The sequence below is a fragment of the Bacillus sp. EB106-07-01-XG149 genome (assembly GCF_058791555.1).
Genome location: NZ_JBYTDP010000003.1, coordinates 338,596 through 362,687, shown reverse-complemented (window position 1 = coordinate 362,687; position 24,092 = coordinate 338,596). Strand labels below are relative to the sequence as shown.

22 protein-coding genes are annotated in these 24,092 nt (G+C 35.7%); 6 read left to right on the top strand and 16 right to left on the bottom strand.

Annotated elements, in window-relative coordinates; translation table 11 throughout:
- Positions 1-8: 8 nt before the first annotated feature.
- The 4 genes from AC3WTA_RS14125 (at position 9) to AC3WTA_RS14110 (ending at position 5,271) form a co-directional block, all read left to right on the top strand.
- Positions 9-1,124 (top strand): CdaR family transcriptional regulator, encoded by a 1,116-nt coding sequence (locus AC3WTA_RS14125; RefSeq protein ID WP_000898634.1) that lies wholly within the window; start codon positions 9-11, stop codon positions 1,122-1,124.
- A 117-nt stretch (positions 1,125-1,241) separates the two neighbouring features.
- On the top strand, positions 1,242-2,654 hold the full coding sequence (gene glcD, locus AC3WTA_RS14120) for a glycolate oxidase subunit GlcD (RefSeq protein WP_070168561.1): 1,413 nt from the start codon (positions 1,242-1,244) through the stop codon (positions 2,652-2,654).
- Entirely contained in the window at positions 2,651-3,979 is a 1,329-nt protein-coding gene (locus AC3WTA_RS14115; RefSeq protein ID WP_000209612.1) for a (Fe-S)-binding protein, read from the top strand. The genes glcD and AC3WTA_RS14115 overlap by 4 nt, the downstream gene beginning before the upstream one ends.
- 464 nt (positions 3,980-4,443) lie before the next feature.
- On the top strand, positions 4,444-5,271 hold the full coding sequence (locus AC3WTA_RS14110) for a CAP domain-containing protein (RefSeq protein ID WP_000747578.1): 828 nt from the start codon (positions 4,444-4,446) through the stop codon (positions 5,269-5,271).
- Between the two features lie 40 nt (positions 5,272-5,311).
- Here AC3WTA_RS14110 and AC3WTA_RS14105 read toward each other — a convergent pair whose 3' ends face one another.
- From AC3WTA_RS14105 to inhA1, 11 genes are all read right to left on the bottom strand, one after another.
- Positions 5,312-5,917 (bottom strand): DUF1648 domain-containing protein, encoded by a 606-nt coding sequence (locus AC3WTA_RS14105; RefSeq protein ID WP_070168560.1) that lies wholly within the window; start codon positions 5,915-5,917, stop codon positions 5,312-5,314.
- Between the two features lie 91 nt (positions 5,918-6,008).
- Entirely contained in the window at positions 6,009-6,932 is a 924-nt protein-coding gene (locus AC3WTA_RS14100; protein ID WP_000448332.1) for an RluA family pseudouridine synthase, read from the bottom strand.
- Positions 6,933-7,032: 100 nt separating this feature from the next.
- The gene (locus AC3WTA_RS14095; protein WP_000490305.1) at positions 7,033-7,449 is read right to left on the bottom strand and encodes a YodN-related protein; all 417 of its coding nucleotides are present in this window, start codon (positions 7,447-7,449) and stop codon (positions 7,033-7,035) included.
- A gap of 101 nt (positions 7,450-7,550) precedes the next feature.
- Entirely contained in the window at positions 7,551-9,743 is a 2,193-nt protein-coding gene (locus tag AC3WTA_RS14090; protein WP_000856429.1) for an MMPL family transporter, read from the bottom strand.
- A 111-nt stretch (positions 9,744-9,854) separates the two neighbouring features.
- Complete coding sequence (locus AC3WTA_RS14085; protein ID WP_000727811.1) at positions 9,855-10,502, bottom strand: phosphatase PAP2 family protein; 648 nt, start codon at positions 10,500-10,502, stop codon at positions 9,855-9,857.
- A gap of 59 nt (positions 10,503-10,561) precedes the next feature.
- The gene (gene potD / locus AC3WTA_RS14080; RefSeq protein WP_000772499.1) at positions 10,562-11,611 is read right to left on the bottom strand and encodes a spermidine/putrescine ABC transporter substrate-binding protein PotD; all 1,050 of its coding nucleotides are present in this window, start codon (positions 11,609-11,611) and stop codon (positions 10,562-10,564) included.
- A 38-nt stretch (positions 11,612-11,649) separates the two neighbouring features.
- A complete protein-coding gene (potC, locus tag AC3WTA_RS14075; protein ID WP_000714200.1) occupies positions 11,650-12,450 on the bottom strand; it encodes a spermidine/putrescine ABC transporter permease PotC in 801 nt (266 codons plus the stop codon).
- 6 nt (positions 12,451-12,456) lie between these two features.
- Positions 12,457-13,305 carry a spermidine/putrescine ABC transporter permease PotB gene (potB, locus tag AC3WTA_RS14070; RefSeq protein ID WP_000715495.1) on the bottom strand — a complete coding sequence of 283 codons (849 nt, stop codon included), beginning with the start codon at positions 13,303-13,305 and terminating at the stop codon, positions 12,457-12,459.
- Entirely contained in the window at positions 13,302-14,285 is a 984-nt protein-coding gene (gene potA / locus AC3WTA_RS14065; protein WP_000720323.1) for a spermidine/putrescine ABC transporter ATP-binding protein PotA, read from the bottom strand. Before potA ends, potB begins: the two co-directional genes overlap by 4 nt.
- A gap of 236 nt (positions 14,286-14,521) precedes the next feature.
- Positions 14,522-15,889 (bottom strand): aldehyde dehydrogenase, encoded by a 1,368-nt coding sequence (locus AC3WTA_RS14060; RefSeq protein WP_000116791.1) that lies wholly within the window; start codon positions 15,887-15,889, stop codon positions 14,522-14,524.
- Between the two features lie 171 nt (positions 15,890-16,060).
- Positions 16,061-18,448, bottom strand: a complete 2,388-nt coding sequence (gene inhA1, locus AC3WTA_RS14055; protein ID WP_492332915.1) for a M6 family metalloprotease immune inhibitor InhA1 — start codon at positions 18,446-18,448, stop codon at positions 16,061-16,063.
- Between the two features lie 342 nt (positions 18,449-18,790).
- On the opposite strand from inhA1, the gene AC3WTA_RS14050 reads away from it, so the two are divergent.
- Positions 18,791-18,925 (top strand): anti-repressor SinI family protein, encoded by a 135-nt coding sequence (locus tag AC3WTA_RS14050; protein WP_000276217.1) that lies wholly within the window; start codon positions 18,791-18,793, stop codon positions 18,923-18,925.
- Positions 18,926-19,004: 79 nt separating this feature from the next.
- The gene (locus tag AC3WTA_RS14045; RefSeq protein WP_000578867.1) at positions 19,005-19,328 is read left to right on the top strand and encodes a helix-turn-helix domain-containing protein; all 324 of its coding nucleotides are present in this window, start codon (positions 19,005-19,007) and stop codon (positions 19,326-19,328) included.
- A gap of 75 nt (positions 19,329-19,403) precedes the next feature.
- Here AC3WTA_RS14045 and calY read toward each other — a convergent pair whose 3' ends face one another.
- The 5 genes from calY to AC3WTA_RS14020 form a co-directional block, all read right to left on the bottom strand.
- Positions 19,404-19,997, bottom strand: a complete 594-nt coding sequence (gene calY / locus AC3WTA_RS14040) for a biofilm matrix protein CalY (RefSeq protein ID WP_000053717.1) — start codon at positions 19,995-19,997, stop codon at positions 19,404-19,406.
- A 297-nt stretch (positions 19,998-20,294) separates the two neighbouring features.
- Positions 20,295-21,119: a DUF4047 domain-containing protein gene (locus AC3WTA_RS14035; protein WP_000921207.1), complete on the bottom strand. Its 825-nt coding sequence runs from the start codon at positions 21,117-21,119 to the stop codon at positions 20,295-20,297.
- A 134-nt stretch (positions 21,120-21,253) separates the two neighbouring features.
- Positions 21,254-21,841 (bottom strand): CalY family protein, encoded by a 588-nt coding sequence (locus AC3WTA_RS14030; protein ID WP_000172832.1) that lies wholly within the window; start codon positions 21,839-21,841, stop codon positions 21,254-21,256.
- Positions 21,842-21,903: 62 nt separating this feature from the next.
- On the bottom strand, positions 21,904-22,473 hold the full coding sequence (sipW, locus tag AC3WTA_RS14025; RefSeq protein ID WP_000767786.1) for a signal peptidase I SipW: 570 nt from the start codon (positions 22,471-22,473) through the stop codon (positions 21,904-21,906).
- A 191-nt stretch (positions 22,474-22,664) separates the two neighbouring features.
- A complete protein-coding gene (locus AC3WTA_RS14020; RefSeq protein WP_000247017.1) occupies positions 22,665-23,951 on the bottom strand; it encodes a D-alanyl-D-alanine carboxypeptidase family protein in 1,287 nt (428 codons plus the stop codon).
- Positions 23,952-24,092: the final 141 nt, after the last annotated feature.

The following is a 24,092-nucleotide window of genomic DNA, read 5'->3' as shown; positions in this document are numbered from 1 at the left end:
TGCAAATTATGCTTTTTCCTGATTTAGCGAATAAAATTGTACGAGAAGTACGCAGACTAATTAAAGAAAATATTATTATCATTAATATACAAGGTGTTATTATCGCGAGTACAGATGTAGAAAGAATCGGCCAATTTCATGAAGGTGCACTCCGATGCGCGAAACAAAAGAAAACTGTCATTATTACAAAAGAAGATGAACGACGTTTGCAAGGCGTAAAGGCGGGTATGAACCTCCCCTTACTATTTCATGACGAAGTAATTGGTGTCATTGGAATTACAGGCGAACCTGAAAACATTTCACAATACGGGGAAATATTACGTAAAATGACCGAACTACTCATTCACGAAAACTACTTTTTAGAACAACTAGAACTTGAACACCGTTCTTATGAAGCATTTGTCTTTGATTGGCTTCAAAATACAGACTGGTCTCCAAGCTTTCTCGATCGCGCAAAAACACTTGGTATTGATTTATATAAGAAGAAACAACTTATTTTGTTCTCTATCGATCAAAATGACACGATGCTTCAGCGTAAGATTTGGCAACACATACGCAATCTATTAACAAAGGAGCATCTATTTGTTCGTTGGGGAAATGATCGATTCATTTTATTTACAGCCACAAACTCCAAAGAGCAAACGTATCAATTTTTAAAAAGATTAAAACAAGACTGTGAAACTTTGTTTTCTATTCCTTTATATATTGGGATTGGACAATCCGTTACACCAAGCAATATGAACTTATCATACGAACAAGCATTACAAGCTCTTTCCGTATCAATTGAAACGAAAAAAATTATATTTAATGAAGATTTACGTTTAGAAATGTGCTTACAAGATATTTCTGCTGAAACGCGGGAACAGTTTCTAAGGCGTACGATCGAAAACTTACTATCATCTCCTGAGCTTATGCACACTTTACGCTTATTTATTGATTATAACCAATCCTATAAACAAACAGCTGAACAATTACATATACACATTAACACATTGCATTACAGACTTAAAAAGATTGAGGAGCATACAGGGCTTGACCCGAAACAATTCAAAGACTTAAACATTTTATACTTCTCGCTCCTCATATTAGATAATCATACAAAAAAGAATGATAAAAAAGATTAATCTTTAGATGATTATACATAGAAAGAATCCCCCAACTTTTTTATCATTATAATGAAAGCACTGTTACAACGTTTTTTATGATGACTAAATACGTTAACAGTTTGAGGGGGATTTCCAATGTTAGAAAAGCAAATTATTCATTCATTCGTATCCATTGTTGGCAAAGATAATGTAGATACATCCAATATGGGGCGTTTAACGTATAGTTATGATGCCACTCCAAACTTCCAAGCAATGCCTGATGCAGTCATTGCTCCTCGTAATACAAATGAAGTAGCTGAAGTGTTAAAAATATGTAACACTCACAAAATCCCTGTATATGTCCGCGGTTCTGGAACAAACCTTTGCGCGGGGACATGTCCACTTGAAGGCGGTATCGTCCTTATCTTCCGCCATATGAATAACATTTTAGAAATTGATGAAGAGAATTTAACAATTACTGTACAAGCTGGTGTAATTACACTTGATATTATTAAAGCGGTAGAAGAAAAAGGTTTATTTTATCCACCAGATCCAAGCTCGATGAAAATTTCTACAATCGGCGGTAACATTAATGAAAACTCAGGTGGATTACGCGGATTAAAATATGGCGTAACACGTGATTATGTGATGGGTCTTGAACTTGTCTTACCAAATGGCGATATTATTCGTACTGGCGGTAAATTAGCAAAAGATGTAGCTGGTTACGATTTAACTCGTTTATTTATCGGTTCTGAAGGCACACTTGGCGTCGTAACAGAAGCTATATTAAAACTTATTCCTATGCCCGAAACGAAGAAAACGATGCTTGCACTATATGAAGATATTAATGAAGCTGCACGTGCTGTTTCTTCTATTATTGCAAATAAAATCATTCCAGCGACACTTGAGTTTTTAGACCAGCCGACAATTGAAGTAGTAGAAGAGTTTGCACAAATCGGTTTACCAACTGATGTAAAAGCAATTTTATTAATCGAACAAGATGGTCCGCCTGAAGTTGTCAATCGAGATATTGAAAAAATGGCTAACGTTTGCCGCTCTATGAATGCAGTCGATGTTCGCATTGCAAAAGATGAAGCGGAAGCAGATGCGCTTCGGACAGCTCGCCGTAGTGCACTATCAGCACTTGCAAGATTAAAACCTACTACAATATTAGAAGATGCAACGGTACCACGCTCACAAATAGCTCCGATGGTTGAAGCTATTAATGCGATTGCAAAAAAATATAATATTCCTATTTGTACGTTTGGGCATGCTGGCGACGGCAACCTACACCCAACTTGTATGACAGATGCTCGTAATGAAGAAGAAATGCACCGAGCTGAACAAGCTTTTGCTGAAATATTTGCGAAAGCAATTGAACTTGGTGGCACAATTACTGGTGAACATGGTGTTGGTGCGATGAAAGCTCCTTATTTAGAAATGAAATTAGGTAAAGAAGGTATTGCTGCCATGCAAGGAATTAAACAAGCCTTCGATCCAAATAACATTATGAACCCTGGCAAGATGTTCGCGAAAGACACTCGCAAAAGAGTGGTGGTTGAACGATGACAACATTAAATAAAGAAAACATTCAAAAAGAATTTAAAGAAAGATTAAGTGAAGATGAACTACTAAACTGTATGCGATGCGGTTTCTGTTTACCTACTTGTCCTACTTACATTCAATCTGGATATAAAGAATCACATTCACCACGAGGACGTATCGCAATAATGAAAGCAGTCGTTGACGGTTTAATCGAACCAGATGAAGATGTTGAAAATACATTGAATGTTTGCCTTGGCTGCCGTGCTTGTGAACCTGTTTGTCCATCAGGTGTAAATTACGGACATTTATTAGAAGAAGCTCGTGATATTATAAATCAAAACAAAAAGTTCTCGGTGCCAGTGAGAGCCGTTCGTAAAGTCGTTTTTGAAGGGCTCTTCCCGCATCAAAATCGAATGAGAACATTAACAGGGTTAATCGGATTTTACCAACGTTCCGGTTTACAAACACTAACACATAAAATGGGTATTATGAAGTTATTCCCTGAAACACTTGCAACGATGGATCTCGTTTTACCAAAAGTCCCTAAAATGAAAGCAATGAAAGATCGTCCTGAATTTTTACCTGCTGAAAGTACAAAAAAGAAACAAGTTGCATTCTTCACAGGCTGTTTAATGGATACGATGTTTTTAGAAACAAATAACGCAACGATGAAACTTCTTCAGTTAGCTGGTTGTGATATCGTTATTCCGAAAACACAAAGTTGCTGCGGTGCATTACATGGGCATGCTGGTGAGAAAAGTGGAGCAAAAGAATTAGCGAAACGCAATATAAAAGCATTCGAAGATTTAAATATCAACTATATTATTACGAATGCTGGTGGTTGCGGAGCTTACCTCGTAGACTACGATTATCTTTTAAAAGATGATCCACAGTGGGCAGAACGTGCAAAGCAGTTTGTTTCTAAAATTAAAGATATTACCGCTATTCTAGTAGAACTAGATTTCCATAAACGAAATGACTTACGACTCACACCGCAAATTATTACGTATCAAGACTCTTGTCATTTACGCAATGTTATGCGAACATCTTCAGAACCTCGTATGTTACTAGAAGCAATTCAAGGCGCAACATACCGTGAAATGAAAGATGCGGATCGCTGCTGTGGTTCTGCTGGTATTTACAATATTGTTCATTCAGAACTATCCATGGAATTTCTAGATTATAAAATGGACCGTGTACATGAAACAGAAGCAGCAACTATTGTTACTGCAAATCCAGGTTGTCTACTACAAATGAAATTAGGCATCGAACGAGAAGGACTTTCTCATAAAATCAGAGGAATTCACATTGTAGATTTATTATTAGAAGCAATTGAAACCAACTCGTAATAACTCGTAACATACGTAATAATAGAAAAACGGCTATCTCCTTCGTCTATGTAAAGAGATAGCCGCTTTTTTGTCCGCTACAAGATTAAGAATATGTTACTTTATTATAAAAAAGAACAACAGAAACATTACAGTTTTGTAAAAATCAATCCAGTATATTCCTCAAAAAAACGCTCAAATCATTGATACAATAGGATTCTTCATTTTCAATATAGGTACATTTATCCAAAAACCCCCTCTTAAAACGAAGTATAAAAATGCTGAAAATTCCTTTTATACTCTATGTTTCTCTTATTTTTTCCCTTTTCTTCACTTAGGATAAATTAGGTAATTTTAAAGTCTATGAATTTTTTTCCATCTTTTTTCTCGCAAATTGTATGCTACGATGAATTTGTCAGTCAGACAGGCTGTCAAAACAAATCGTGTGAAAACAAATTAAAACTTTATATAGGGGGACACACATCATGAAAAAGCGTGTTTTATTATCTGTAGCTGCTGCAACAGCTCTTACTTTAGGAGTATCATCTTTAGATGCACAAGCTGCAACTGTACAACCATCTAACATAAAGGTTCAAAATATTCAGCATTCAAAAGTGATGATGAAGCAAATGAGCCAACAAGAATTACAAGCATTCTTACAATCTATGGGCGTTGAGTCATTAGCACAATGGCAACAAGGAAATTTCCAACCAAACTGCTTCATTCCTGGTCAACAACCAACTGAAAATGTTGTAACTGAGCAACCAACAGCTAAGCCAGAAACTCAAAAGCCCGCTGAGCAAAAACCAGTTGAGCAAAAGCCTGCTGAAGAAGTTCAAAAACCAGAAGCTCAAAAACCAGCTGAAAACAACAATACTCAAAAACCTGCTGAACAAAAACCTGCTGAGCAAAAGCCTGCTGAAGAAGCAAAATCTTTAAGCGAATTCGAACAACGTGTTGTTGAATTAACAAACGCTGAACGTGCAAAACAAGGCTTACCAGCACTAAAAATCGATACTGAATTAAGCAAAGTAGCACGTGTTAAATCTGAAGATATGCAGAAGAATAACTACTTTGATCATAACAGCCCTACATACGGGTCTCCGTTTGACATGATGAAGAAATTTGGTATTTCTTATACATCTGCAGGTGAAAACATCGCTCAAGGCCAACGTACACCTGAAGAGGTAGTACAAGCTTGGATGAACAGTGCTGGACACCGTGCAAACATCTTAAATAACGGCTTTACTCACATCGGTGTTGGCTATGTAGAAAGCGGCAACTACTGGACACAACAATTTATTACGAAGTAAATAGATTAAAAGAGTCTTCTCATTATGAGAAGACTCTTTTTTACGTTTCATAACTTTCTATTATGTATGAGTACAATATGTAGAACATAAACAAAATAGAGCCACAACTTATTACACTAAGTAACACATAAAATCCCCATTTCAAGTTCAAAAACAAGGAAAACAATATACTACATGCCATCACTTGAAAAATCCGCCTACTCACTAAACGAATTTTTTGTAATTTGACTGGGTCCTTTTCCGTACTCTTAACTTTTTTAAATCCTTTACTAAGCATAAAAAGAAACATACTAATTCCAATTGTTAGTCCTGTCTGAAAGGATATCATGCTTCCAAAATTAATAAAGAGAATGAGCATATGGATAAACAACATAAATAAAGTAATCGTCTTTAGAAATCCACTTATAATGACATGCTCGCCTTCATTAAACTTATATATATTATGTGAAATAATATACATCAATCCATGTAAAAAAATAAGAAAAAAAGGAATAAATGCTATAACAACTTGTTTACTCATAAAATCGTTCGGCCCACCATTTTCATCCCAATGTACAGCCATCTCATTTGGTAAATATGGATAGAGGCATAGAGTAACTAAAAGACAAACGAAAAATATTCCTAGTATGTATTTATATTTGACCAAGCAATTCTCACCTCTCTTTTCTCTTAACGGCTTCGCTTCTTTTAGAGAAATTCCTGCAAGAATCTACTTTTCTCAAATTTAAACTTACACTTTACGCATTCATTCTTTGAAATTCTTTCATTGTATCATTTAATTTTGCAGGGAATGGTACATCCACTTCGATCTCTTCTTTCGTAATTGGATGTAAGAAGTTTATCTTCATCGCATGTAATGCTTGCCTGGACATATATTGCGTTTGTCCACCATATAATACATCCCCAACTAATGGATTACCATGATAGCTCATATGAACACGAATTTGATGGGTTCTACCTGTTTCTAATTGTAACGTTACGAACGTAACATTTTGGTTTTTAAAATACTTCTCTACTTTATAAAATGTGATAGCTTGATCTCCCTTTGGAGAAACACGTCGTCTCGTCGCATGATGGCGATCTCTTCCAATAGCTGCGTCAATTGTTCCTTGCTTACCTTTTACTTTCCCTTCCACAAGCGCCGCATATGTTCTTTTAATTTTTCGTTCCATTAATAAACGATCCATAATTGCACCAGCAATTCTATGCTTAGCAAACACGACACCACCTGTCGTATCTTTATCTAACCGATGAATATGACGAACCTTCGTCTCTAAACCTTGCATTTGAAAATGAAAAGCAACAAGGTTTGCAAGTGTTCCCGTTCCACCTTTTTCCGCAGGATGCGTATCCATCTTCTCAGGCTTATTTACGATGAGTACGTGATCGTCTTCATATACTACATCTAATTCACCATATTCAGGCTCTACATCGTATTCTTCTTCCATAAACATATGCACTTGTAACTTATCGCCTTCTTTTAAAAGCTCATTCCATCTTCTCTGTTCTCCGTTAACGGTAATACCTTTTTCCATACGAAGCTGATGTAACAACTTTTTCGGTATTTCCCATTCTATTTTTAATAACGAATCAATACTTATGCCATTCCATTTCGCTGGAACAGTAATTTCGCACCATTCGCCCTTCTTCTTCGTTTCCATACTGTATCACCTTATTTCTATTGATTCTCTCATTGTAACGGAAAACACAATTTGATGCACCGTCAAAAATAGAGGCCAGTCTTATAGTAGACTGTCCCCCTCACGCTCTACGCCGTTTCATTTCCTGCAATACTTCTTCCGCTTTTTGCTCATACGATAAATCTTTAAAGAAATCCGCCAATCTTTTATAATCATTATACGTATCTAATAAGTCATCAATTTTTTCTACTTTCATCACTTGTTGTTTTTGCTTCATTTTTACTGGATAACGATAGCCCGATACTTCTTGTATTTTGTAATACTCATCCTCTACTCGAATGACCTTTACAAGTTCCTCCTCTTCCGCATCCATCGTATACCCATCAAAATCTCTAAGTAATTCATAAATGATATGAGTCCATTCATCTTTTGGATAATATCCTTTTTCTAATCGATAACCGACAATGCGATACATATGCCCATCGTTTTCTGCAAACTGTACTGTATCATTGAGCTTAAACTTAAAATAACGAAACATTGCCTTCACCTACTTATATGTAATGTTCTTATCACATACTATTTGCAAAATGTAGGTCTTGCTATTCATAAAAAAATACTCATCTATAAGATGAGTATTTTTTACGATGATTTTTCTCTTTTCTTTCGAAATGGTAACCACCAGTTCCAATCTCCAAACAGTTTCATTAAACTTGGTACAAGCATAAGACGAATAATTGTTGCATCAAGGAATATTGCTAATGCAACACCAAGCCCCATTTGCCGTACTGGTAAAATATCAGTAAAGGCGAACGCACCTGTTACAACAATCATAATTAACGCAGCTGATGTAATGATCCTACTTGTTGACACAAGTCCTTCTAACGTTGCTTGATCATTATCTCCTGTTTCTTCATATAACTCATGAATACGTGAAATAAGAAAAACTTCATAATCCATACTAAGCCCAAATACGAGACCGAAAATAAAGATTGGTAAGACAAATAGAACAGGACTCGCTTCTAAACCAAAATGCCCACCTTCAAATAACCAAACAACAATTCCAATTGTTGCGCTTAAACTAAGTATATTCATAATAATCGCCTTAATTGGAATGAGTATAGATCGGAATGCAAATAATAATATAACAAAGGTCGATCCAAATATAACAGACATACCAATTGCAACTTTATCTTTAATTTCATCTTCTAACTCTTGTTGGAACGTCGTCATCCCGCCTAAATAATACGTAACATCTGTTTCTTTATAATTTTGTTTAAAATCACGAACCCACTGTTTAGCAGTTTCAGTACGTGGTTTTGTTTTCAAAAAGATTTCTATCGTCGTCTTATTTCCTTTCGTATATGCTTCAAATATAGGAGCTAGTTTCGCTGCTTCTGGCGACTCTAACATTCCAGCAACTTGATCTGCTTTCATACCAGTTAACTCGTCGTATAAGCTTCTCACTTCATATACTTTCTTATCATCTTTTAACTTTTGAACGACTTCTTCTATCTTTTGTAAACTTTCTTTTTCTTTCATATCTTTTTTCGTCTCTACTACTAACGTAACATCAGCATGTTTTTTTGCAGTTTTATTAAATGCCTCTTCGTACTTCTCATATGCAATTCTTGTATCACTTTGTTTAGGTAGAGCTTCTACGTCAGGGAACTGCAAATTAGCTGTACGTAACGGTAATAAGCAAATCACAATAAATGTTGTAACAACAATAATCATTGCGATTGGATGTTTCATTACAAATTGTGCAAACTTACGCCACGCCTTTGCCGGCGTATGCGCTACTTGATTCTTTTTTAATATTCGTTTCCCAATTAATGATAATAGCGCTGGAAGAAGTGTGAGTGAGAATAAAATACTCATAATCACAACAATCATTCCGCTAATTGCGACAGACTGAATATAATCGATTTTAAAGAAAAATAAGCCGGATAATCCAACAAATACACATAATCCTGAAAATACGATTGCGCGCCCTGCTGTCTGATATGTAATTGCGATCGCTTCTTTTACCGTTCGCTTTGCAACTTCCTCTCGAAAGCGATTTACAAATAATAGTGCAAAATCAATAGATAGCGCAAGTCCAATCATGGGTGCAACATTTAACACAAAGATAGATAGTTCCTTATCGCTACCTATAAAGTATAATATGCCCATCGTACTAATAACACTAAGTGCCCCATTTACAATTGGTAAAATAGATGCCAAAAGACTACCAAATGAAAATAGTAATACGAGAAATGCAATTGGTAACCCAATCATCTCTGCTACTTTTAAATCATTTTGCGTTCTTTCATTAATCTCTTGATTAATTTTTGGAAACCCTGTAGGCGTTACTTTTAATGCTGCATTACTTTCCTTTTCGATTTTATCAGCAAATTGCAATGTCTTTTCCATTCGTTCTTTATTTGTTTTCCCGGAAAATAAAATTGTCGCATAGCCGATATCATCTTGTAACATTTCTTTATTTTGCACTGGGTGATGGAAAGATTCATATGTCTCTTTCTCTTGTACATTCTTTACAATTCCCTCTACTTGCTTTTGAAATTCCTCATGTGAAGCACCCTTATTTTTTTCAAAAACGAGTAGAAGTGTGTCTTGAGACCTCTTAAAATCTTTATCTAAAATTTCTTTCGTTTTTTGATAGTCCCCTTCCGTTTGGAAACCATCACCACCTAATACTCCCGGCAGCTTTGGAGCGAAAATACCGAGTGCGATCGCAACCAATAGTAATGCTACAATTACTGTATAACGAAACTGATACAAAAAAGCTCCTAATTTCCCCCACTTATCTACTTTATGTACATTTGTTTTCACACATTTTCACCTACTTTAAATAATTCAATTGTCATTTATACTGTATCACATCTTCGTACAAACAAAAAACGTCTGGAAACACTATATTGATAGTTTTTCCAGACGTTTTTTTTATCTCTCTTTATTAAGTCCCAATCTCTCCGTAAGTAAACGATGGCAGTAAATCGCCATAATTAACAAAATACCACCTACGCAATAACCAGCTAAAATATCAGTTGGATAATGTACATTTAAAATAACTCTACTTAATCCAATCGATACAATTACTATTCCCATCAAAATCGTTATAACATATTTCCCTGTTACACTCTTCAAATTTGCCGCAATGATATAAGTAAGAAATCCGAATGTCATAATAGATAACATTGCATGCCCACTAGGGAAGCTATATCCAAGCGCATCCAACGCTTCATTTAACGACGGACGCTCTCTTTTCACAATTTCTTTTATCCCTTTATTAACAAGATGTGTTATTAAAATGCCCATTGGATACACGATCATCGCAGCATAATAACGTTTTCTCCAAAAAACAAGTAAACTTATAGCCAGCGTAGTTACGATCCCGATAGCAGAACCTAATTTTGTATAGTGTGAAAAAAATGTAAGCGAACCTTCTGTTTGTAATCCTTTTACTAATGCTCGGACATATGTATCCATCACTGTAACGCCACCCGCATGTACACGCCAAGCCACAATGCCAAATACAGCAAGTAATAAAACGATACATACTACCTCATATTGATGCAACTTCTTTTTCAAGCGATTTCCTCCTACTATGAAAAAATGCGATTTCTATTTTAGAAACCGCATTTCCTTACTTATTTACCTTTTGTTTTTAACTCTGTCCAGTAACGATCATAGTCTTTTAGCTTATCGTCTACATCAACAAGCCATTCTGTACGATCTAATTCTTCTTTCGTTAAGAAGATCATATGATTATCACGATATTCTTTACTATGAAGAGGATGAGCTTTTTCATTAGGATTACTGTATCCAATTGACTCGTAGTTTTTCACACTTACTTTTTCATCTAATAAGTAGTTCATAAACTTCTCTGCAAGCTCTTTGTTTTTCGCACCTTTTGGAATTGCTAACGTATCAGCCCAAATTGTGCCACCTTCTTTTGGTACAACGTACTCTACATCTTTATTATCTTTTGCGATAAACGCTGCATCTCCAGACCAAACTGTTCCGATCCAAGCATCTTCTGTAATGAATTTTTGTTTAATATTATCTGTATCAAATGCTAATAAGTTTGGAAGCAGCTTCTTTAAATCATCTGCTGCTGTCTTTAACTGTGTATCGTCTTTCGTGCTGTTTGAGAATCCATGCTTTTTAAGACCCATTCCTAACACTTCACGAGAATCATTTAATAAAGTTACATGCCCTTTATATTTTTCATTCCATAGGTCAGCCCAGCTTGTAGGAGCTTCTTTCACATACTTTTTATTGTATGCAATACCTGTTACGCCCCAAGTATATACTAAAGAATATTTATTCTCTGGATCAAACGCCGGTGTTTTGAAGTTAGAAACCATATTTTCGATATTCGGGATATTCTTTTTGTCTAACGGCGCTAATAAATCCATTTTCGCCATTGTTTTAACCATGTAATCAGACGGCTGAATTAAATCATACTTCGCGCCACCTGCTTGTAATTTCGCAAGCATTTCTTCATTACTTGCATACTTATCATAGTTAATTTTCACGTTATATTTCTTTTCAAAATCTCTTAGCACTTGCTCATCAAAATTGTCAGCCCAGCTATAAATGTTTAACTCTTCTTTCTTTTCACCACAACCAGCAAGTACACCAGCAACAAGGCTAAAGCTAATTGCTGCGCCGGCTAATCTTTTCATTAATTTCATCGGTTTATTACCTCCTCGTACTTTCTATATCGTTCGTATTATAAAGGAAGGTGTCCTCCAGAGTTTTCTTCACCATCTGCACCTTTGTTACGGAAGATTTCAGATAGAACCATTAATCCTACGATAGCTACAATTAAAATTGTAGAGAGTGCATTAATTTCTGGTGATACTCCGCGCTTAACCATACTGTAAATGTATAATGGCAATGTTGTTGATCCTGGTCCTGATACGAAGAAACTAATTACAAAATCATCAATTGATAATGTGAATGTTAATAATGCGGCTGAAATGACCCCTGGTGCAATTGCTGGGAACGTTACAAAACGAAACGTTTGCCACGGCGTTGCTCCTAAATCATTCGCAGCCTCTTCTAAATCACGTCCCATACCAGAAAGACGTGCTGCTAAAATAACGACAACAAATGAAATACTAAATGTAATGTGCGCAATAATAATTGTTGTTTTACCAAGTTCCATACCTAATTGACTAAATAAGATAAGTAAAGATAATCCCATTAAAATATCAGGAATTAAAATTGGTAAATACACAAGGCCGTTAATAGCCCCTTCATAACGATATTTATAACGATGTAATGCAATCGCGAAAATCACACCAAGAACTGTCGTTACAACCGTCGTTACGATCGCAATCGTCATACTATTTACAAACGCATCAATAACATCTTGCTTTTGAAATAAATCTGTATACCAATGGAATGTAAAACCTTCCCATTCCGCATTAATGCGAGAATCATTGAAGGAATATACCATTAAAACCATCATTGGAAAATACAAGAACAATAAAATTAACCAAGAATAAGAAACTAAAAACTTCTTCATCTTTGCCTATTCCCCTCCGTTTCCATCATATTTATATACTTTCGTTGCACGATAATATAAGTAAATTAACAGAACAGAGAATAGAACAACAATCATAGATAACGCAGATCCAAACGGCCAGTCACGCGCTCCTAAGAATTGATTTTGAATTACGTTTCCGATTAATGCTACTTTCGATCCACCCATAACGTCTGATACAACAAACATTCCGATAGAAGAAACAAACACTAAAATAGAACCAGTAGCAATCCCTGACATCGTCATTGGTACTGTTACATTCCAAAATGCCTTTGCTGGTGTTGCTCCTAAATCATAAGCTGCTTCTAGCTTACGCTTATCAAGCTGCTCAATCGCTGCATACACCGGTAAAATCATAAATGGTAATAAAGAATAGACCATTCCGAGTATTACAGAAGGTGTGTTATATAGTAAATTTAAAGGTTCACTTATAATACCTAGTTTCAATAGCAATGTGTTTACAAGACCTTGTGAACGTAAAATAACAATCCATGCGTATGAACGAACAAGGAAGTTAATCCAAAACGGGATCGTTGCCAATAATAAAAGAATTGAACGGTATTTGCGATCAACAATTGTAATTGTATAAGCAAATGGATAACCAATTACTAAACAGATTACTGTTGTAATAACTGCAATCTTAACAGTTTCCCATAACGTTCCCATGTATAGTGGATCAAACACACGAGCTATATTCTCTAACGTAAATTGCATTTCCACTGTCCCATATGCCCCGCGCTGCATAAAGGCAAATGCCAATACAAACAGAAGGGGAATTAGGAAGAAGATTAACAGCCACGCGACTGTCGGTAGTGCGAGTAATTTCCCTTTTTTCAATTTAAGGTCACCTCGTCCTCTTGCTCCCAGCCTACGTATACATTATCTCCAATGCTCCACTGCGCTGCTTCTTCAGCAGTTTGATATGCCATTAGTAATTCTGATGTTTTCTCGTCACGTACATATAGCTTTTCCATATTTCCAACAAACTCAACGTCTTCAATATGTCCAAGATGGTATTCTTTTAAAATCGGCTCTTCAACCGAACGTACCTTTACGTTTTCAGGGCGAATTGCTACATAGCCTTCCCCATTTTTCACAATATTATTTTCACCGATAAATGTCGCAACGAACATTGTTTTCGGCTTATTGTAAATTTCTTTCGGCGTTCCAATTTGCTCAATATGTCCTTTATTCATAACGACAATACGATCACTCATGCTCATCGCTTCTTCTTGATCGTGCGTTACGTATATGAATGTAATTCCTAAATTACGTTGTAAGTTTTTCAATTCACGTTGCAAATCTTTTCTTAACTTAAAGTCTAACGCCCCAAGTGGCTCATCTAGTAATAATACACGCGGGTTATTTACAATCGCTCTCGCAATTGCTACACGCTGCTGCTGTCCACCAGAAAGCTTTGCAGGTTTACGATTACGGAACTCAAGTAACTGCGTTAAACGCATTGCCTCTTCAGCACGCTCTTTCTGCTCTGCTGCCGGTACTTTCTGCATTTTCATACCGAAACAAATATTTTTCTCCACATTCATATGTGGGAATAGCGCATAATGTTGGAACACTAAGTTCATATGACGCTTATATGGTGGCAAGTCGTTAATCTTTTCATCATCTAATAAAAGATTCCCTTTAGTTGGCGTTTCAAAACCTGCGATCATGCGAAGTAACGTTGTTTTCCCGCAACCACTCGGCCCTAAAATCGTTAAAAATTCCCCTTCTTTAATGTCTAAAGAAAGAGGTGGGATAATCACTTGATTTCCAAAATGTTTTTCTACTGCTTCAACTTTAATAATCTTTTTCATTTTCCCGTCCTATCTACCTTAAATTTTAATTTTTATATTCATGAATAAATATTTATGTTTTATAGACTATTTTTTGTTTCGATCCAAACAAAAATGGTTGTTTAGCAGCGTTCTCTTCTATTCTTTATGTAGTATGTTTGATTCATTTTTGCATGATACATATGTCGAACAGAAAAACCCCTTCCATTGCGAAGGGGCTATTATCATACGGCTAGGCCTACTGATAAACACCATCATCATTTTAACAACTTTCGTATGAATTTTAAAGCACTTTTTGTAGAAGAGTAACGAATTTTCATATCGAATGCCGTAGATTGGGCTAAAATGCTTTTATAATGTGAAAAAGTCCGAAAACTTTCTTCCCCATGATAACTACCTAATCCACTACTTCCAACACCACCAAAAGGTAAATATGGCGTTGCAAGATGATAGACAACATCATTAATACAGCCTCCGCCATATGAAATATTACTTGTCACTTTCTTTTGTATTTCTTTATCTTCAGAAAATACATATAACGCTAACGGCTTCGGATGTTGCTGAATTGTGCCAATTACCTCTTCTATGTTGTCGTATTCTACAATTGGTAAAATCGGACCAAAAATTTCATCTTCCATAACAGTACTTTGCCATGTAACATTCGTTAACACTGTTGGTTCTATATGTAAAGTTTCTTTTTTATAGTTCCCACCGATTACCGTTTTACCATCTTTCAAAAATGCACATAAACGTTCAAAATGACGTTCAGTCACAATTCGTACATAATTGTCATTGTTTAGTGGATCTTTTCCATACTGCTCCGCAATTTCGTGTCTTAATGCCTCGATTAACTGTTCTTTCACCGAAGTATGCACATACATATAATCAGGCGCTACACACGTTTGCCCCGCATTTAAAAACTTACCCCAAACAATTCGTCTTGCTGTTACATCTATTTTTGCATCTTTATGTACAATACATGGGCTTTTTCCCCCAAGCTCTAACGTGAGTGGCGTCAACCGTTTCGCTGCTGCTTCCATCACAACTTTTCCAACACCGACACTACCTGTAAAGAAAATATAATCAAACGGTTCCTTTAACAATTCCGTACTCTTTTCTACACCGCCTTCTACTACCGCTACAAGCTCTTCTTGGAATAATTCCTCTAACATCCTCGTAAGCACTTCGGAAACGTTTGGCGTTAGCTCTGACGGCTTTAAAACAATTGTATTTCCAGCCGCCAACGCTCCTACTAGAGGTGCAATTGCTAATTGAAACGGATAGTTCCACGGTGCAATAATAAGTGTCACACCGTACGGTTCAGGCACTACTTTCCCCTTTGATCCAAAGTGAGTGAGTGCTGTTCGAACCCGCTTCGGTTTACTCCACGATGAAATATGCTTCAATTGAAAGGAAATTTCTTTTAATACATATCCAACTTCCGTTGTAAACGACTCATGAACTGACTTATTTAAATCTAATTTCAATGCCTGAAATATCTCTTCTTCAAAGCGCTGAATGCCTTTATAAAGCTTCTTCAAATTATTCTTTCTCACTTCTATACTTCTCGTATGACCATTATAAAAATATGCCTTTTGTTTATTTACAATAGAAGAAACACTCATTCATTCACCTTCTCCCACTATTTTTATCCAATTCTTTCATTATTTATATAGACTTCATATATAATAAATTTCTATTCGTAAAGTTACATTATATATAATTTCTTCTTGCATATAAAATTCATTGCTCACAAAAAAACTACCGAAAGAAAATCTTTCGGTAGTTTTACTGTATTAACGATATAAACGAACAGCACCTGCAGAATTATCATCAGCTTGTCCTACTACTTCAAACTTCAGGCCAAGATTCGGTAAAATACGTCCTGCATCTGGAATCTGTTTATTAATATACTTTTTCGAATCATCAAACTTCGGTACGCCTGCTAAGCCATTATACGTATACGTTCCGCGCGTTGGAGATACAACTTTCCAAGCTGGCGTTTTATCAAATGAGAACGCCGCATCAGCGATTTGGAATCGTGTACTACTTGCTACTGTTGGTTTACCATTTAAAGTTCCAACAATTGCTTCTGGATGAGAATCAACTACGCCAAGGAAACCATGTCCTGGATGTAAACCAACCCAGTTATCTGTATAAGCTGAGTCTGCATACCATACAACCATACCTGTGTTGTATTCTGGACCGCGAGCATATTTCAATGCGTTATCTGAACCAGCATAGTTTCTCCACTCTACATAATAGTTATGTTTTTTCTTCTCTGTTCCATTAGATACAGCGAATCCATCTAATTTGAACTGCGGTGTACCTTCTGCATCATCAGAGAATACTACTTTACCGTCTACATTTAGTGATGCATTATCAAGTAGGAAACCGTTTAATGCTAAACCACCATCTGTAATGTACTCAAATGTTAATTTTACTTTCTTACCTTTGAATTGGCTTAAATCGTATGATTTGTCAATCCATTTTCCATTTGTTGAATGTGCATTTCCACTATTTGCTTTCTCACCAAGTTTTTCGATTAATGTTTGCTGACCATCTTCTGTTACAGCATGTACTTCAAGGAAATCATACTCTGCTTCAATTTCATACAATGACTTGAAATCAAATTTCGCAGTCGTTGCATTTGTTAAATCGAACAGTGGCGTCTCCATTTTTGTGTGAAGATTGTCACCTTTTGTGCTGTAGTAATACTGCTTACCAAATGCTGGAGCAATTGTTTTTATATCTTTATCTGGCAAGTTAACACGAATCATACCTGGGCGGTTAGATTTCGTAACACTTTGGTCTAAATATGTTGCTAGACCGATACCTTTATTTAATTTCTCGTAATCTACTTCTACGATATTTGCCCAGTTACCACCGATTGTTTTTTGGAAAAACTCTTTATTTTGTGGTGAGAAACTCGTTGGCGTTGTTCCTGCAATGTTACCAGCCCAGCTTCCGCCACTCATAACAGACCAAGCTTGAATTGGTTCACCGTCACCAGTATAGTCTGTATCATACTCATCTGGAAGACCTAAATCATGACCATATTCATGTGCGAATACACCAACTGCGCCATCTTCTGGTTCAATTGTGTAGTCGAATGCTGCGATCTTTCCGCCCCAATATGGAACTTTCGCTTGTGTGCCTTCAATTGGGAATGGTTTTGGTCCAACAGTCCAGCGATGTGACCAAATTGCATCGTCACCTAATTTACCGCCGCCTGCTTCTTGTCCAACACCCGCATGGATAATCATTAAGTGATCGATTAAACCGTCCGGTTGTTTTTGATTTCCATCGCCATTTACATCATATTGATCGAATTGGTCAAACTCTGATAAATCAATACCGCTATCTACAGCTGCTTTTAATGCATCTTTTACTAAATCACGTGGTCCTTTTGGTCCTTTATTATCATGACCTGTCGCACCATCTGCACCGTAATCAGCAGCTTTACCAGGAACTGTTAACCATTTTGTAACTGTTCCGTCTACTGTATAACTACCGCCAGATTGCTCTTCGTAATATTGTTTAAACGTTTCGATTTTGCTACCATCCTCTAATGCGAATGGCTCATTACCGAATAACATTTTTTCATAATGTTCTTTGTTAAAATCGTCAGTATACATATAACCAGGTTCTTTATCAATATTGTTATGTTTAAAGTCAGCGTACTCTACAAGTAAAACGAGTACTTTATCTTTACGAACTTCACCGTTATATTCTTTTCCCTTTGCTGGAGAAGTTGGTACTTTACCATTTAGACCACCCTTAACTGGGCCTGTCGCTGCAGGTGTTCCTGTTGCTGGTTTGTCTAACTTTTCTTTCGTATCAGCTTTCGCATCTTTCACTTTCTTTAAAAAGTCAGATGCTTCTTTCGTAAGTGGGTCCCCATTTGATACTTCTTTCCCAGGATTTTCACCCTTTTTGTTCTCTACGTATTTTTCGACGGCTTTCTTTGTTTCTGTCTCTGAAGCCTTCGAATCAATTACCCCACGGTTTTTTAGCGCATTTGCTAAACGTTCTTCTGGAATTAAATGATCATCGACTGGGCTCGTAGCTGCCTTATTCACAGGTGTTTCAGCATATGCAGACTGGCCACCCGCTCCGAATGAAAGACCTAACACAGCTGTCAAAGCGATTGATGACAAAACTTTGAACGGTTTCTTGTTCATCCCTTATTTCCTCCCCTAATAAAAAATATGTATTACAAATTGAATTTTATTAAAAATTCAATATTTTTTCAATATTTAGTTATATTATGTAATTTTTTTAACATATTTGTAAAAATTCCATAGTTAGCATACGAATATATCACAATTCAACAATGTTTTCTGAAAATATTGAAAATATTTGTCAGAAACTTTATAATCGCCATAGAGGGAATTTAATGGGGATTTTATCTTTGTTTTATCTACAAAATATTTGATAATTCACTATATAAAACACAAAATGCGATTGCATTATCATATATTCTGTAGCAGCAGTTATGACCGATAATTAGGGAGGAATTACATTTGTACAAAGATAAGACTGACGCACTGGACCAAGAATGGATTGATTTAATACTTGAAGCTCTAGACGCTGGTATCGCCCTGCAAGATATCGAACATTTTTTCCAACGTATGAAGCCATCCAGTCAGGCTCAATAGGCTTGTTCTTTTTAACGAAGTTTATGTTATAATAATGACATCATAAGACGACTACATATTGATAGAAAGGTGCGCAAATATGATTGGAGAACGTATAAAACGCCTTCGCTTACAAAAAGGTATTTCATTAACTGAACTTGCCGAAAAAGCTGGTGTTGCTAAATCTTACATTAGTTCTATAGAACGTAATTTACAAAAAAACCCTTCCATTCAATTTCTTGAAAAAATCGCAGCAGTTCTACAAATTCCAGTTGATACTCTACTTCATGATGAAACAGCAAAGGAAAATCACTTAGACTCCGAATGGACACAACTCGTTAAAGATGCGATGAGCTCCGGCGTCTCCAAAGAACAATTTCGTGAATTTCTTGAATTTACCAAATGGAAGCACGATCAAAAATAATAAATAGAAAGAAGTGCTTACAACCAGCACTTCTTTTTTCTTTATAAAAAAAAGCGGGGAGTCCCCGCTTTTTTATTATCTTTCAGTGCCTTCTTCTTGGTTAGCATTGAATGTCCATTCTAAATTCAATGAATCACCTTGGAAAATATTTTGGTCTTGTCCATTATCTACGAATTCAAACTGTACCCATAAATAATCCTCTGTACCAGCTTCTAATCCACCCTTTTCTCCCCACTCAGGAGCAAAGATGTCTTTAGCTAAAAGATCTGGATCAGTTTTTTGTAAGTCTGCTAAAGTTGTTTCATATACAGGCTCACTTTGTTTATCCCAGTTCCAAAGGAATTTCACTTTAACGTGCTTACCAAAGTCTTCACCAGCATTATCGCCTTTTGCATCTTTCACAGTATACTTTGTTGCTAGTTTAACGTCTTTAATTGTTAATGAACCGCTATTCTTTAATAAGAATTCTTTCTTAACAGAATCCCCTGGTTTTAAATCTTTAATATCTACAAGCGTTTTAGGGTCTAATGTAAGATCTAACGTCCCAGCTGCAAATGTATTATTTGATACTTCTTTATCGCTAAAGAATGCAAACGTTCCTCCACCAATTAAAGATAACCCCAATGCCGCTGATGCAACTCCCATACCTAATTTCTTTTTCAGACTCACAATCAATTCCCCCTAGCTGTTTTTTATATTTTTGTCTCTTATTTTTCAATAAGAGATATAAAGAAAACTATATTAGCTTAGCTAATGTTTGTTCTCTTTTAAAAACCTTAAGTTCATTATAACGAACATAACTCTATAAATACAACAAATATTTATTAGTATTTTCAATTATTTTTATTTCTCAATATTATTTTGTTTTTTCTGAATTTTTATGTTTATATTTTAAGAAATACAATAAGTGCGGGGGCAAATACTCCCTCACACTCATATACATCATTTTTTATATCGGTCGTCAGTTTATTCTGATGATTTCTCATTATGATCTGTGGTAGTAGCCTTTTCATGAGTTCCTTGCTCAGGCTTTTTAGCTGTCTCTACTTGTTTCTGTTCTTCTATCTTCTTCTGTTCTTCTGCTTTTTTCTGCTCTTCTACTTTCTTCTGTTCTTCTACTTTCTTTTGCTCTTCCGCTTTATTCTGCTCTTCTACTTTCTTTTGCTCTTCCACTTTATTCTGTTCTTCTACTTGTTTCTGTTCTTCTACTTTCTTCTCCTCTTCTGCCTTCATTTGAACTTCCGCCTCTATCGCATCATTTAATTGTTGGTGAAGAATCTGAATTTGTTCATCAATCGCTTGCAAACTAACTTCTTTCGCAATATAATCGTGGTTCTCTTTTATACTATGAAAACCTTCATTCACATATAGGGCTACTTGTTGAATCGATTCACTTTTATTCACTTTTAATTCTTCTTGTATTTGATTATAAGGAGCTTCGATTGTAGTATATACATTTTGCAGCGCTTCCTCCTCAGAAGCAATTTTCTCACGTCCTTGTTGCCACACTACAATTGCCTGTTCAATTTCTTCTATAGAAGTTACTGCCAACTTCCCCTTCATTTCTCCATACTGATGCTCAATAAACTGTTTATGTTGCTCAGCTTCCTCTTTTAACGTATCAACTGTCTTTGGAAATATAATCGCTGTAGAAAGAGCGGCTTCCACTTTCTTTTCATTAATAAATGCAGCTTCTGTATACGTCATTATTTGAGAGCCTAAATAAAACGTAATGGAGCATATACAAGGCAATATAAGCATCTTTTTTAATTTGCGAGGTGTTTTCAGCATCTTAATCTCTCCCATCGAACAAAATGTTCTCTATACAGAACGTTACTTTTATTATAATAAAGAACGATACAAAATGATAGCTATATACTAGAAAAATAGAAAAAGGACTATCCATTTGATAGCCCTTTTTAATATTATTTTGCTTCACCTTCTGTTTGTTGTGCATCAAACGTCCAAGTTAAATTTAGTTTATCGCCTTGGAATTCATTTTGGTCTTTTTTATTATCAACAAACTCGAATTTCACTGTGAATTTATCAGACTTACCTGCAGAAATACCTTTTTCATCCCAGAACCAAGCAGCTAAATCATTATCTACCGCTGTAAGTGTGTCACCCTTCAATTTATCTAGCGTTGTTTCTTTTACGATTGTTTCATGCTTGTCTACATTTTTTAAGAATGTTACTTTAATATGTTTACCAAAATCATCTTTATTGTCGCCCTTCGTATCTTCTACCTTATAATCTGTTTTCAATAGAACCTTTTTAATATCTAAAGATCCTTTATTTTCTAGTTTAAAATCTCTTTTAATTGTATCGCCAGGCTTTAAATTCGATACATTAACAACTGTTGATGGATTTAATGCTAAATCCAGTGTACCAGCCGCAAATGTATTGTTTGACACTTCTTTATCACTGAAAAATGCAAATGTTCCTCCGCCAACTAATGCAGCTCCTAATACAGCTGATGCGATACCCATTCCTAATTTTTTCTTTAAAGTCATGTCCATATCCCCTTAATCTATATATTTGTTAACTTCCTAAACGGAAAGTATAACCAAACGAACTAGACGGATTGTTCTACTTTTTTCTCTTTCTTTTCTCCGTCAATGCTACGAATCGCACCAAAAATAGAAATCGCGGAATAGCCTAATAAAAAGACTCCTGGAATAATAAGAAGCAATGCAGCTCCAGCCTTTGAACTAGCATAATTTAATGCATATCCTGCATAAGGAACTGTAATATCTGCATATTTCCCAATTACATTCTCCGCACGTACTGGTTCTAAATCAGGACCGTTGTTGTTATCACCTTTTGTTTCATACATTACTTTTCCATTTGTATCTTTCACACCGATAATACGGTGAGTGATAATTTTTTCATCTTTCTCTTTAAAGGTAATAACATCACCTTTTTGATATTTAGAACCATCTTTCGTCGGTTCTATCGCAATGATTGATCCTGTTAAAAATGTCGGTTCCATTGATCCTGATAGCACTGATTTAAATTGATATCCCATCACTGTTGGATCTCCGCCACTCGCTTTTGACGAAATAACTACAAAAGCTAAAAAAACCATTAATGCAAATAAAACAAATGAGATAACGTTGCTAATCGCTTTCCAAATTAATTTCATCGTCTCTCTCCCTCTCCGTTGTTTTATATTATTTGGAGTATATAATACCCAACTCGTTCTCTAACAAGAACACAACTAAATAATATAACGAACAATAAATAAATGCAATAAGAAAATTTACAATTATTAGTTATTTTATATATACAAAAAAGACTGTGACAAAGTCTCTTCACAGTCTTTTTACTAGTAATTTATTTTTCTTCTGATTTCATTCCTGTTGTATTTCGGCGTAGCACTACAAATAAAATGGCTCCAAATAGTACAGCGGCACCTATCCCAATGCTTATTATTTTCACATTTGATTCATTTACTTCAGGCGTACCCGTATCTTTTTTAGGCATCGCAAAAGTAACATCTTCTTTTGAAAGAACATTTATCGTCGCAATTGTTTGATTATTTTTCGTGATGTCAACTGCACCAACTACCTCACCACGATGAATTCCTTTATGGTACAAAGAATCTTTATCTAATGAAGCCGCACGGAAAATCGTCCTCACATTTTTACCTTCATCTTTCTTAAGCATAAGCTCTGCACTTTTTTCAAGCTCGCTATCAATATCTTTATTTAAATACGTTGCCTTTTGATGCCAGCTATGTTTATCTAATACAGTTTGCTTCACAAATTGACCGAAAGAATAGTCCGCCATCTGCTTCAAATCTTCATAAATTTCAGGTCTTTGGGAAGCCATTACTACATTTATAATGCGATTGCCATCCTTCTCATTTAATAGAACGAGTGTATTACGCGCTTCATTTGTAAAACCCGTCTTCCCGCCAATGCTATATGGATTTTCAAAATAAGTAGACTTATTAAAAATAGACACCGTCTGTCTAGATGTCGTAACTGTCGTTCTTTTCGTATTCATCGCTTGCAAAATTTCAGGATATTTTTGCACACCTCTCGTAATCATAGCCATATCATACGGCGTCGTATAATGGTTTGGATCATGCAATCCATTTGGCGTTACAAAGTGACTATCTGTAGCCCCTAATTGCTTTGCTTTCTCATTCATCATATAAGCGAAATTCTCAACATTTCCGCCAATACGCTCCGCAATCGCATAAGACACATCATTTGCACTCAGCACCATTAAAATCATAAGCGCAGTATTTCTATTAATCGTCTCACCAGGTTGAAATTCAATTTGATAATTACTCTTCTCTTGATCTAATGCTAATTGTGAAAACGTAAATTGATCCTCTGGCTTCGTATGCTCCATAAGTAAAATCGCTGTTAACACTTTCGTCATACTAGCCGGAAATGCACGATGATGTGCGTTTTTGTTATACAAAACATCTCCAGTTTTCCCATCAATCGTAGCTGCAAACTGACTAAAAACATTTGGTCCTTCCGCAGGTGGTGGTGCCACTTGTTCTGGATTCACTCCAACATTCGTCTCAGCACGTAACGTCATAGGTGTCAAAAAAAATAAACAAATAACAGTAACAAAAGCCAAAATTTTCTTAAAGTTTACCATATGACTCTCCCTTTTCACTATACTCTCACAGCTTAAAAACTGAATCTACCAATCTATATGTAAATTGTATTAAATTGGAAGAATATTCACTGTTTTTTACTATATCATACTTTTACGATAAAGAACATAAATATACAATAA